The following is a 12491-nucleotide window of genomic DNA, read 5'->3' as shown; positions in this document are numbered from 1 at the left end:
AACTTAACGTTAGTGTCCATTTGCTAGGTACTTCGCTCATAGTCGGACCATTTACGGCAGTCCGGTAGAAACTTGCAGACCCTATCTCTGCGACTATATGAACATATTAAATTATTTTATCCAAGAGCTATTCTACTAGAATTTTGGAAACAGGTCAATACATATTTCGAACGATCCCTGTTCGAAAACAAGAATCGTTCGGTCCTTGGTTGAATAGGTTATAAACTTACAAACGGCTTATAAAATCTTCATAATCCATTCTAATACTTTATCCCAAGCTATGAGAATTCCTTGACAAACAAATGTGGAGATTTAATGATCATTATGAATGCCCAGCTCACGATAGGCCAAATATGAGTACCCAATCGGTACCAAGCAGATAACAGCCAAAACAAAGATCAAACCGCGTCCGTTAAAAGTCATCCCGAGAACCGCCAAAAGGATGTTAACAATACCGCCACATACCCACAACGGGGCTGCCAATCGGTGGGTTTTGCGCCAAACTTCTTCATTGGCGAGAGTCCAAGGCGTTCTAATACCCACAAAATAATTATGCTTAAATCTTCCCATAACATTTCCCAGCAAAATGAAGAGCAAGGAAACCATAACTTGAATTAAAAGCGGTTTATTCATAACCGAACCGGAAGCGATTAACAAACTTATTAGTTCCATGCCCAAGAAAAAAACAACAAGCAAATACTTGAGAAACTGATACGTCGGCTCAAAGGCACGATAATTGTTTCGTTTGGGATCGATAAAAGGAAGGGCCACAAACATAATATATAACGCCAAAATAATTACAGGGATTCCGAACGTACCAAACAATTTACTTCCATAACCATTGACCTGTCCTTGAGTATTCCAATGGATGGGAATCCTATTGGGAAGAGTCGGATAAAAATAAATGCCAATGACAAATCCCAGAACAATGAGAATCAAAATCGGCCAATCTTTTTTTAGCAAACTACTAATGTTCTTCATGCTTAATTCCTCCTTCATTGACATGACCAGCATTAAAAAACCAATTCACAACTTCTTGAAAGACCGTGGTATTTAATGAATAGTATATATTTTGACCCTTACGTTCATCCGTCACTAACTGGGCCTGTTTTAAAGTATTTAGGTGATGCGAAATGCTGGGTTTCGTCATGTTAAATTGTTCTGCGATTTCTCCAGCTGTCATATCATGTTCCTTCAGCAGAAGAATAATCTTCCGTCTCGTGGGATCTGCCAGTGCTTTAAATGGTAGATTAAGCATTACATCACACTCCCTAGATATGTTCCCTTAGAAAAGTTTCTTTAGATGCTTAGATAATTATCTAACTGTTGAAATGTATTATACTCTCTTTTCGCAAAAAGAAAAGAGCTTTTTAACTATCCCGCAAATTAATAAAATAACTTGCATCAGCTATTCCGCTTATAATGCAAGTAATTTTTAACAAGAACTTATTTAAAGGTTTAGTTATCATTTGGTTATCTGCCGATGACTCCTTGAAATTAGAGCAGGCAGCCTAACAAAAGCCGCTGAATCTTAAGATATTTGGCCTCAGCCTCATCCTCATCAATAAACCATTCGATTCCTCGCTCAGCTGATTTAATATTATAGGTATGGATTAAACCACCGGTAAGTATTTCTTTACCCCAAGCCACGAAAAACTGGGCCGGTGAATTTACCGGATTTACTCCCGTGCCGAAATAGATTGGCATACCTTCTATTTCTGTACTTTCAAGAATATTGGCTTTTGTCGTTCCACAAGGATTTTCCATAAAGTCCTCCTTATCATCAGAATCTGAACGAACGCATTGAGCCCTTTAACAGCTCTAGATATCCTAAAGGTAAAACCTTGCTCTAGACAACAGATATCTATAAGATTATTCAATTTAACTGCTCTTTTTCCTTCAATTAATAAAACATCTTCTATTAAGAACGTACGTATTTATGATAAAATTCAATTGAAGCTTAGCTTGAGCCAAGCCTAAACGAAAGTATTTGGCATATCTCTTCCGTTTGAGTAAACTCGTTCAACTAAAGCTGAACCGCAGGGCTTCGACGGGAGACTCTAAAACCATCGAAGAAGACGAAGGATAACCCCACTCAGAGCAGTGAGGGCTTCGATGGGATCAAGTATACTCAAGCAGAAAAGAAAATAGCTTGAAAGTTACGAATGAAACCGATGATCTCAGATAAAAGGGGGATTTGAATGTTCACTCAGGCATACTCACCTGAACAATCTGCCTTTGGCCAACTGGAAAATGGCCGCGATGTCCTTATTCTCTATGTTAAGGAATTCAAAGATAAGATTAGAGCCGTAAATCAAGCCGGTTTATCGAATTATACTTATGATTGGTTTGCGACGGAACATCAAGACGCGTACGTACTTCAAATAGTTTATACGGATGACTTACATATTGCCATACGTTTTAATACCCAACACTTTAAGTTAATAGCCCAGTTAATGGAACCAAAAGATGTCATCCTTACTTTTATCCCTCTCTCCGAACTCATGGAAAATGCGCAAAAAAACTCCTATAACTTTCTTGAATTCGGGGATGTCCTGACATTTAGCCAGTTAACTTTTTCAGTCCCTACTCCTCAATACCAGAACTAAGGCTAAAGGAGATATTTGAGGAAAATTTTTTAGGAAAGCACTCGGGAAAATACTATTAGACAGGAAGGTTACATCGTCGTAAATTCGCTAATAACTCATTATGGGTTTTCATCAATTCTTGGATTTTTTCTTCAGAAATATCTTCTAAGGCTGACATCATTGCTTTATAGGATGAGGCATTCTGACAAGATTTCTGCGCTAACGTTACCCCCTTTGCTGTCAGAGTTAAATTAATCTCCCGGCGATCTTCTTCACTTATTTTTCTTTCAATAAGCTCTGCCTTAACAAGTTCGTCCACATTGACACTGACAGTGCTTTTTGACATTTGCAATTTTTCCGTGATCGCTTTGAGCGTAGCACTGGGTGTAGAATAAATTGTGTTGATGATCCCCATCTGCTGAACTGTTAAACCTAAACTGGAAGCATTTTGCTGAGTAAACCTCACGAGGGTTTTACTAATGGTCATAAAGGATTGAACAACCTCAGCAGCAAGTTTGACGTTTTTATTGGAATAATCCATAAATGCACCTCTCTAATAATAGTTTATGTATAAACTGTTTAGTTGTGGATAGTTTTTATATGAACCATTATATTAAGAGTATGGTACTATGTCAATCACCCACTAACTAGTACAAAGCATCTGGATGTACAAGACACAGAAATTTATGGTTATTGCCATGCCTTATTCCTTCGATCATAATATCTATAAATGAAGAACCGGCAGGCATTGTTAGTGAATCTGACTTAAGAACGATGAACAGTTTAAAAAGCAGCATTTCCAGTTATCGACTTAGGGAGATGCTGCTTTTCTACGTTTATGATTTTTGCTGTTCATTATAACCTATCAAGTCGCTTTTTGACACTTGGATACCGCTCGAGATCCGTGTGAGGAAGGAATTTACTGCTTACGAATTTTTCCATAAAGGAGGAATTTGCATTGAGTTCAAAATAAGTGACTTTGGAAGCGATCGTCTCAGCCTCCCTGCGCTTTGAGCGTGAGATGAGAACCTGTCGTGCTGCTTCGCCCGAACTGTTTCCTAAACGCACGATGGAAGCACGCGGGAGATCAGGATAAAGCCCAATAGTAATAGCTGACTCCACAGGTAAGTATTGGCCAAAGGCTCCTGCTGCATAAAAGTGGCTGATTTCCTGCCAAGGACATCCTACGTTTTCCATCAAAAGATCCGTTGCCGCATTGACGGCCCCTTTCGTAGCCATAAAGTTGTTGATATCAATTTGAGTTACCACAATGTCTTTGCCTATAGCTGACTCCAAAGCCGGGACAATCACGTACTCATCTCTGCCATGGGTAAAGCGGGCTGTGCGGTCAATAATTCCATTCAGAAAAAGCTCAGCCAAGGTATCCACCAAGCCTGAACCGCAGATTCCCCGCGCAGGCATCCCTCCTATCGTCGTATACCGAACTCTGCCGCTCTTTCCATCGATCTCGACATGATCGACTGCTCCGGACTCTGCCCGCATGCCGAAGGAAGTAACCCCGCCTTCCAAGGCTGGTCCGGCAGCTCCGGCACACGCAACAAGCCATTCCTCATTGCCCATAACAATTTCTCCATTCGTGCCAATATCAACAAATAAAGAGACATCGGGCTTCGTATGCATACCACTGACCAAAACCCCGCCGATAACATCTCCGCCTAAGTAACTGCCGATACTCGGAAGACAATATACCGGTGCCAAGGGATGAATTTTCATTCCAAGCTCTCCGGCCGGAATCAAGCCCGGATTGTTGACGATGGGAGTATAGGGAGCACGGCAAAGCGAAGCCGGATCGAGACCAAGGAGAAGGTGAACCATTGTTGTATTGGCTCCAATGGCTGCAGCTGTTATTTGACAGGGCTTTAAAGAAGTCAGACAAACAGTTTCAATTAATTCATTAAGAGTATCCAGAATTAAAGTCTGCAGGTGTTTTAATCCCCCCGGTTCTGCTGCCTGACGAATACGGCTTAAAATGTCCTCACCCAGACTAATTTGCCCGTTGTAATTTGCTGCATGCCCCAGGACCTCCCCATTGCCCAAATTTATTAGATAAACGACTACAGTCGTTGTTCCGATATCCACAGCCAGGCCAAATTGCTGCTGAGTCGTATTCCCCGGTTCAACTTCAATAAGATCCCATCCCAAACCCGTTTCCGCCATAGTTGCTGTAATTTGCCAATCAGCATCGCGGCAGAGGGTTGGAATTTTAGACATTAACGCTAAGGGGACACGTACTGGACGGAAATCACGTTCTAATAACTGGCGGACCTGATCCACAACGGCCCTGTTATCCAAAGAACTAGGAGGTACTAAGGTTAGAAATACTTTCCTCGAAAGTGGTTCAAGGCTGGTGAGAGTCGTTTGCATCTGATCGGCCAGAATAACAGGCTTTTCATATTGGTTTACCATAACCAAACCCCCCATTACTGAATTTTCCGAAAATATAATTCACACTTACCATACGCTCTTCAAGACAGTTTAAACTGATATATTGCTTCATTCCAGGACTTATTATCTCCCCGAAAACTCCTCTCCTGGAAAAGAACGTTATAGTTTCTATCAAGGCAGAGTACTGTGGAAGACCTGGTCCCGTAATCGTTTCCTTCAATAAAAATGGGTGAAAGCATCCTTTCTCGCTCAAGGCTTATCCCTGTATTGGGCAGCTCATGATCTTGAGCCCGCTCTGTATCCGCTAAAATTTCAAAAAGCTTCTGAGGAACGATTTCTTCTTGGGTTAATTCCAGATAATTGACCAAAGCTTGTTTGCTCTTGCGGACTTTGGGCCAGGGTGTATCCAAAAAATGATTGCTAAGACCATAAAGTCCCGGCTTAAGTTCTTGGAATTCCCGTGCTTGGTTACTAAAATACATTAAACAGGAAAGGTTACCTACAAGAAGATTAAACGGATTGTAAAGAGACTGGTTATGCTTGACCTTCTCTATGTATTCTGCAGGTGATTCCTTAGAACTAAGATAATCCCTCACAAGAAATCCCCGGGATTTCGGCTCTCGGATTTGTGAAGATGGATCTCGAAAATTTGTCAGCGCAGCAAACCGGCCTGATCGGGTTATACCCATCCAGGTTCCCATCATTTCCAGATCCCGCCCGGCCAAAATCTCGGGGTCCGAATCCCAAAAGTGTGCAGCCTCTGTCGGTCGATGATAGAATTCGTCCCGATTAGCTGCAAGAACAAGGCGATAATTAGGGTGAATGTCATAAGCGAAAATAATCAGACACATCTTTGCCACCTCCATTCTGCTCAAAGTTAGATCCAACTCAGCAAAAGTCACTTACTTGCTTGCGATAATAGTCATAAGCTACTTCAATGCGAAATCCCATCCTTTGATAAAGAGCAAACGCGCGGTCATTTTCGCTGTCAACCTCCAAGGTGATTTGCTGCTTACCCAGTCTCCATAAGTCTTTGAGAATTAAACCGAGGAGTTCCTTGCCATAACCGAAGCTTCTATATTCGGGCAGAATTCCCAAACCAAAGATTGATGCCTCTTCATCACTTAAATGATTTACCGAAACCATTCCCATAGGTTTATCGCCTAGAATGGCCAGGTACTGATCCCGGCTTTCTGAATTAAGGCAGTTCTCAATAAGACTCCTGGCATCTTCATCATTATCGTCAAAAATCTTGCAGCTGAGCTGAATAATTGTTTCCAGGTCCCGAAGAGTGGACTTAGAAAGGACCAAGCGCTGATTTTCTATATCAGCCTTTCCACCCCTATTCAAACTCATATAATATTCGCTGTGCTCAAATACTGCTTGTAAACGGTTAAGAACCTGTTTCCCCGAATCTGAAGGCCTTTCACAGACAAAAAGAATGTCTGAGATGTTATGGAGGCAAAGTTCTTCGACGGCTTGGAACAACAAAGCCTTAAAATATCCCCTCTTCCGATACTCCGGTCTCGTCATTGCGGAAATTTCGACTTCCTGGTGACTCGGTATGAACATCGATAGCATGCTGATCAGCATCCGGCCCTCATAAAGAAGAAAAATGCTCTGTATCATTTGATTAAAATTTAAGGAAGTATCTAAAAAAACACTTCCCCTAAGCTCGTCATAGTCGTTGCAATCCTTCTCTAGATCAAGAACTTCACTCATAGTTGTCTCGTTTAAACTGCGATATTTTTTGATGATCATATAGTGCTCCTCGTCAAAAAATAATTAGCCCCCACCATTCCGCCCCATTAAACAACTCACAGATTTGAAATTCTTCTTCCGGACGGATCATACCTTAAAATTATTAACAAACTGATAGACTTCCATAACATGTTGAGGAGTTTGACCCATCCCAAGGATTCCTGCACTGCTGCCAAAGATATATCCCCCGCCTTTAGCAGTCACCTCCAGCAAATTCAAGGCTTTTTCTGTTCTGTTCTCTTCTTCAAACCACCCCAAATCGTAGCCGCCCATTAAGCAAGCCGTATTTGCGGTTGCTTTTCTAACCTTGTCAATCTCACTTAACGATGGAAAATCAAGGGAATGTAACCCATCCACACCTAAATTGATAATATCTTCTAAAACCTTCTTTAAATCTCCATCCGCGTGAAAGAAAACCGGAACTTTTTCGCGTTGTAACGTTTCAACCTGTTCTCGAAGAGCAGGAAAAAAATTCATGCGCAAGGCCGTTGGCGAAACAAACGTCCCGCCATTATAGGCGATATCATCAGCAATAATAATCCCGTGAGCACCCAAAGCCAAGGCATTTAACCCTAATTCAATATTGGTGGCTACTCCCGCTTTAACCACTTCCGGTATTGCCGGATCCCCTTGAGCAATGGCTAACAGATAGTTAGTGAATGATGAAAAAAGTTTTGCCGTTCCTTGAAACGGCCCATCTATCAAGGCGAAAATAAAAAAGTCTGTTTCTTTCCGCCAAAGTTTCAACTCTTTCCAGACCTCAAACTTGTCAGCTGGGCTTTCGGTAGCTGTGGAGCCTACAGAAGGTGAGGCTGCGAACGGTTCCGGAGAAAAAGCCAAAGCATCAAGTCCACAAAGTTCACAGGCCTTTACTCTGTCTTCAAATTTTACATTCTCTTTAAGACCCAGTAAATTTCCTACAAAGTTGTCATCGAGATTAAATTCTCCTCTCGGAATACGATCCACTTTCTCAAAGTTAATTGCCGCCATCATTCGTTCAACTTTTGTCACGTGGTCACATCCTCTCAAACAACTACAAGGCTGCAAAGGTCTTTTGCAGCCATTTTCCATGCGGCTTGTTTATTGGTCACTTTCGACGCAAGTCAAGAATCTGATACTTACTATTTTAGTTTCAAATCTCGGGACAGTCCTTCAGCACCCGATTCCGTGCCAAGAAGCAATTTCTCCAAGTCTTCGTAGCTTTGAGCCCCAAAAGCAGTTCGTCCATCAACCATAAAATAAGGTACACCAGGGATTCCTAAAGCTTGTGCTTCACTAATATCTTGTAAAACCGCTTGTTCATACTTCCTCAAGACCAGGACTTCCCTAAATTTCTCAGGATCTAAGCCGATTTCAGCAGCTACTTCAATTAATACCGTTAGGTCGTTAATATCTTTCTGTTCTTGGAATTGAGCAGCAAATACTGCATTGTGATACTCATCACCCTTCCCGCATTCTTCAGCAAATTTAGAACCTTGCAATGCTAAACGGGAATGTTTGCTTTTGTCATTAAAAACCATTTTTACGCCATATTTACGTCCCAGGACTTCAATGCCTGCTTTGGCTTGTTCAATATACTCCGGTGGTTTAGGTGGAATTTCCATACCTTCCGGTCTCAATTCAAAAGATTTCCATATAACTTCTAAATTTCTATCCTTGGCCAACTGGTCAAGGGGGACTTTCCCTATCATACAAAAAGGTCATAAAAAGTCCGAAAAAACTGTAATTCTGTTAGCCATGTTGTCTCTCTCCTTGTTAAGTCTTCAATCTTTAACAGTTAAAATTAAAGTTCCGTATAAAAAGGCAATTGTTCCCCAGTCACTACGGCAATTTTCCAAAGATAATCATTGCCCATATTCTCTCGCCTATCTTCTTGAAATCCCATGCCTTTGAAAATGGCCAGCGTGCTGCGATTGGCGGCATAACCGGATAAGTACCTGGCGCCCTGCTCTTTAGCGAAGATCTGTAAATTATTAAGCACTTGAGCAATAATCTCGTCACTTAAAATATCAAAATCTTCATTTTTGACCAACACGATATCATTGATGAAGATTTCTTGTTTATTGAGTTTGGTAATATGCAGGCTAATCAACTTATCTTCATAGCCCAAGTTGTCCTCCCAAAGAATTTGCGGTAATTTTACTCCCAGCAAATCCTCAAGCTCAGGTTTTGTTTTGTTTGTCTCATAATATTCATGCAGCAGTTCGACTAACCCGAGATTATAGGCCCTTGCTTGAACTGAAATATTGAACTGAGCAGGATACTTCGCTTTTACCTCTTCGTCGCGGAATACCTTGATATCGGGATTCCTGCCTATTTCTGAGGTTATTTTATCCAAAGGAAATATACTGTTAATCTGCTCCTCTGAAGGACTCCACTCTTCAGTATAGATACGTCTTGGTTTTAATGACATTTAAACTTCACGCCTTTCAATCATGATAACTCCGATTATCTGCTCTGATCAACTTTATTAACGGCTTTTTAAATTTGGAGACTGCTCCGCTATTTTTTCTAAAGTAATTCGGTTAAAATCTCAATAATTCCTTCCTTTCCTACAAAAGAAGTTAAATTGGTTATAGAAAACTTTCATTCATCATTGATACCGCTCAGAGGTATGAGGTTTTGATAGTGAAAGAAACACGAACTGGATGTAGTATATCCAGCTCGTCCTCATTCCTAATGATGCATGAAAATTATACCCTAAAGATAGAGTCTGTCCCCCTATGTCCCAGCATCCCCTGCCAAGGTGATACTCCAAAGCTATTTTATCTATATGGGCAATTGACTATCCATATTCAACAAAAAATAAAGGCAGTATAGACGGGGTATAAATGAAGTAATTAGCGCACAGAGTACCATTAAGAGCACAAGAATGTCCGTTATTACTAACGAAGTGCTCCTATAAATACCTATGGTTAACTATATAACCAGTGTAATCAAAAAGCAATTGTAGGACTGGGGAAGGAATGATTACTATTAATAACGATCAAACTCGTCGCGAGATGGAAATTGAGTACGAAAATCTTAGTCCCTTCGAGCTTAAAAACAAATTGATAACTCTTGCTGATAAACACCATGACAAGAGTTTATGGGCAATGCTTAATGCAGGAAGAGGAAACCCTAATTGGATTGCCGCGACACCACGTGAAGCATTTTTCACTCTTGGGCAATATGCAATTGAAGAAACACGTAAAACCTGGCAAGACAAGGATCTCGCAGGAATGCCGCATAAAGAAGGAATTGCTCTTCGCTTTACAGATTATCTTAAGACCCATCAGGATGCACCAGGGATCACGATGCTTGAAAACATCCTGGATTATGGCACCCGCAAGATGAGATTTGACCCAGACGCCTGGATTCACGAGCTGGTGGATGGAATTATCGGGGATAATTATCCAGTACCGGATCGCATGCTCAGGCACCTGGAACAAGTAGTTCACGATTACCTAATCCAGGAAATGTGCGATGGCAGCCCTCCCGCCGGACGCTATGACTTATTCGCTGTAGAAGGCGGGACCGCAGCCATGTGCTATATTTTTGACTCCTTAATTGCTAATAAGCTTTTGTCCAAAGGAGATAAAATTGCCCTTATGGTTCCAACATTTACACCTTATTTGGAGATCCCCCATTTATCCCGCTACCAATTTGAGGTTGTAAAAATCAATGCGTCTGAGATGGACGAAGAAGGCAATCACCTTTGGCAATATCCAAACTCTGAACTCGATCAGCTGAAGGATCAAGCAATTAAAGCACTCTTTACCGTTAATCCCAGCAACCCGCCATCGGTAGCCATCAAGTCCAAATCTAAAGAACATTTAATAGATATTGTTAAAAACCATAATTCCAAGTTAATGATCATTACTGATGATGTTTATGGAACCTTTGTCAATGAATTTCGTTCGCTGATGGCCGATTTACCTTTTAATACTCTGGGAGTTTATTCATTCTCCAAGTATTTTGGAGCCACAGGCTGGCGGTTGGGGGTCATCGCCTTACACCAAAACAATGTCTATGATCAGTTAATACGAGAACTGCCTCCTGATGAAACTAAGGCGCTTGCAGAACGCTATGGAATTATGTCCCTCCATCCGGGAAAGCTTCGCTTTATTGATCGAATGGTTGCAGACAGCCGTCAAGTGGCACTTAATCACACAGCCGGCTTATCCACTCCGCAACAAGTTCAAATGGGACTCTTTGCCCTTTTCTGCTTGCTTGACCGCGAGAACCGTTACAAAAAATTAACCCAAGATATTTGCCGCCGGCGCCAACGACTGTTGTTTGAGGGCTTTGACCGAACATTGCCCGATGATCCCTACAACGCTGCTTATTACAGTCAGATTGACTTATTGATATGGGCAAAGCAAAAATACGGAGATGAATTCGTCGAATACCTTGAGAAAACCTATGAACCCACGGACATTCTTTTCCGGTTGGCAGAAGAATCTTCGATTGTATTGTTAAACGGCAGCGGGTTTGGCGGGCCCGAATGGTCAATTCGGACCTCTTTAGCCAACTTAAACGACGAGGCTTACTGCGAAATCGGAACCACAGTTCAAAAGACCTTTGAGAAGTACGCCAGCACCTGGCGGGAGCAAAGGGAAAGAAAACATTAGGCATCCAGAAAAGCACAAAAATCAGCACTCTCCATTAAAGAGTTGCTGATTTTTTGTATCTCTAACGAGATACCCATGAGACATGTATTTTGGGCTTGCCGGAAGCCCTTAGCTCTTAACGAAGTATAGGCAGGGGAGGTTCACTTTGGATAATGAGCTGTCTCCTTCGCATCCGCTCCTTCGGGCAAATAAATTCTTGTTCGAATCATTCCGGCAAACTCCCCATCCTTGAAGTAGCTGCTATAGGTAATAACCATCCCGAAAGCAACTTTGGTAAAGGATTTTAATTCCCCGGCTTTAAACCGCGCTATAAAGTCGGCAATCTTTTGGCGATTTTCTAGCATGTGACAGTCTAAAGCCCATAAGCCCATAACCGGTTTCCCGTAGAACTGTTCCTCGAATTTATTGGCCCAGATCACATTGAAATCTGCGTCCGTAACTAAAAGTCCCGCAGAAATATCCTTAAAAACCTCACCAAAATCCATTTCCATACACCTCCAACGACCTTGTTTATCTTCTGTTGATTGTTCATTGGCAGATCCGCAAATTAATAGTCTTGATATAAATACCCATGGCAACTCCCAAGGCCCCCGGTTCAATTTCCTCACTCAAGTAAGTCATAGCGATAGCAGGAAGGCCGGCAAGGGCAATCCCTAATATAACCCTAAGAACGAGCAAACCATGAAAACTTGGGGTGACCGCAGTCAAATTTGCCAGAATAGATGCTGCAAACAAGGAACAGATCATCACCGGTTTTCTTCCCCAGGAATCTGATAATGAACTCACAAAAAGCATGCTTACAGCCATGGCTACAGTAGTTAAAGACAAAGAAAGGCTGGCCAAGGTTGGGGAAATATGAAAGTCATTAGAAAGATCCGGCATCAACGGTTGTATATCATACAATATCGCAAAGGTATTAAACCCTCCTGCAAATAATGCCAGAAGGGCTAAATAAAAGGACTTCGTACCTTGTTTTATGTAGTCCACTCTGAAATCTTCTTTCCACAGGCTAACCGAAACAGCCAATTTTTACTCAGGCTTAGTTCAGAAAACTGAACTAAGCCGTTTCACTTATTTTCATAGACCATAAGAACCAACACCGACCAGGTTTTTTTCTTTAAGG

Annotated in this window: 14 protein-coding genes and 1 riboswitch; of the genes, 2 read left to right on the top strand and 12 right to left on the bottom strand. The window is 41.6% G+C overall.

Translation table 11 applies throughout. From position 1 onward, the window contains the following. Positions 1–19: 19 nt before the first annotated feature. A riboswitch (purine riboswitch) is annotated at positions 20–121 on the bottom strand. Between the two features lie 191 nt (positions 122–312). From DESACI_RS04935 to DESACI_RS04925, 3 genes are all read right to left on the bottom strand, one after another. Further along, a complete protein-coding gene (locus DESACI_RS04935; RefSeq protein ID WP_014826070.1) occupies positions 313–981 on the bottom strand; it encodes an SdpI family protein in 669 nt (222 codons plus the stop codon). Next, positions 968–1258 carry an autorepressor SdpR family transcription factor gene (locus tag DESACI_RS04930; RefSeq protein ID WP_014826069.1) on the bottom strand — a complete coding sequence of 97 codons (291 nt, stop codon included), beginning with the start codon at positions 1256–1258 and terminating at the stop codon, positions 968–970. The genes DESACI_RS04935 and DESACI_RS04930 overlap by 14 nt, the downstream gene beginning before the upstream one ends. A 239-nt stretch (positions 1259–1497) precedes the next feature. Further along, complete coding sequence (locus tag DESACI_RS04925; protein WP_014826068.1) at positions 1498–1767, bottom strand: hypothetical protein; 270 nt, start codon at positions 1765–1767, stop codon at positions 1498–1500. A 434-nt stretch (positions 1768–2201) separates the two neighbouring features. Here DESACI_RS04925 and DESACI_RS04920 point away from each other — a divergent pair, with 434 nt between their 5' ends. Then, on the top strand, positions 2202–2609 hold the full coding sequence (locus tag DESACI_RS04920) for a hypothetical protein (protein ID WP_014826067.1): 408 nt from the start codon (positions 2202–2204) through the stop codon (positions 2607–2609). 55 nt (positions 2610–2664) lie between these two features. On the opposite strand, the gene DESACI_RS04915 is transcribed toward DESACI_RS04920, so the two are convergent. The 7 genes from DESACI_RS04915 to DESACI_RS04885 form a co-directional block, all read right to left on the bottom strand. Beyond that, the gene (locus DESACI_RS04915; RefSeq protein ID WP_014826066.1) at positions 2665–3129 is read right to left on the bottom strand and encodes a MarR family winged helix-turn-helix transcriptional regulator; all 465 of its coding nucleotides are present in this window, start codon (positions 3127–3129) and stop codon (positions 2665–2667) included. A gap of 314 nt (positions 3130–3443) precedes the next feature. Then, positions 3444–5015 carry an ASKHA domain-containing protein gene (locus DESACI_RS04910; RefSeq protein WP_014826065.1) on the bottom strand — a complete coding sequence of 524 codons (1572 nt, stop codon included), beginning with the start codon at positions 5013–5015 and terminating at the stop codon, positions 3444–3446. 59 nt (positions 5016–5074) lie between these two features. After that, the gene (locus DESACI_RS04905) at positions 5075–5845 is read right to left on the bottom strand and encodes an NRDE family protein (RefSeq protein ID WP_014826064.1); all 771 of its coding nucleotides are present in this window, start codon (positions 5843–5845) and stop codon (positions 5075–5077) included. Positions 5846–5882: 37 nt separating this feature from the next. Beyond that, on the bottom strand, positions 5883–6755 hold the full coding sequence (locus tag DESACI_RS04900) for a GNAT family N-acetyltransferase (RefSeq protein WP_014826063.1): 873 nt from the start codon (positions 6753–6755) through the stop codon (positions 5883–5885). 87 nt (positions 6756–6842) lie between these two features. Beyond that, on the bottom strand, positions 6843–7766 hold the full coding sequence (locus DESACI_RS04895; protein ID WP_014826062.1) for a uroporphyrinogen decarboxylase family protein: 924 nt from the start codon (positions 7764–7766) through the stop codon (positions 6843–6845). 110 nt (positions 7767–7876) lie between these two features. Then, positions 7877–8494 (bottom strand): DsbA family oxidoreductase, encoded by a 618-nt coding sequence (locus DESACI_RS04890; RefSeq protein ID WP_014826061.1) that lies wholly within the window; start codon positions 8492–8494, stop codon positions 7877–7879. Between the two features lie 44 nt (positions 8495–8538). Next, a complete protein-coding gene (locus DESACI_RS04885; protein WP_014826060.1) occupies positions 8539–9168 on the bottom strand; it encodes a hypothetical protein in 630 nt (209 codons plus the stop codon). Between the two features lie 553 nt (positions 9169–9721). Between DESACI_RS04885 and aspD the strand changes: the two genes are divergently transcribed. Further along, positions 9722–11368: an aspartate 4-decarboxylase gene (gene aspD / locus DESACI_RS04880; protein ID WP_014826059.1), complete on the top strand. Its 1647-nt coding sequence runs from the start codon at positions 9722–9724 to the stop codon at positions 11366–11368. A gap of 140 nt (positions 11369–11508) precedes the next feature. On the opposite strand, the gene DESACI_RS04875 is transcribed toward aspD, so the two are convergent. Both DESACI_RS04875 and DESACI_RS04870 read right to left on the bottom strand, forming a co-directional pair. After that, entirely contained in the window at positions 11509–11853 is a 345-nt protein-coding gene (locus DESACI_RS04875; RefSeq protein WP_014826058.1) for a hypothetical protein, read from the bottom strand. A 43-nt stretch (positions 11854–11896) separates the two neighbouring features. Continuing rightward, on the bottom strand, positions 11897–12355 hold the full coding sequence (locus tag DESACI_RS04870) for an MFS transporter (RefSeq protein WP_049804030.1): 459 nt from the start codon (positions 12353–12355) through the stop codon (positions 11897–11899). Positions 12356–12491: the final 136 nt, after the last annotated feature.

This window comes from Desulfosporosinus acidiphilus SJ4, assembly GCF_000255115.2.
Classification (GTDB): domain Bacteria; phylum Bacillota; class Desulfitobacteriia; order Desulfitobacteriales; family Desulfitobacteriaceae; genus Desulfosporosinus; species Desulfosporosinus acidiphilus.
This window is presented reverse-complemented; position numbering and strand designations above follow the sequence as displayed.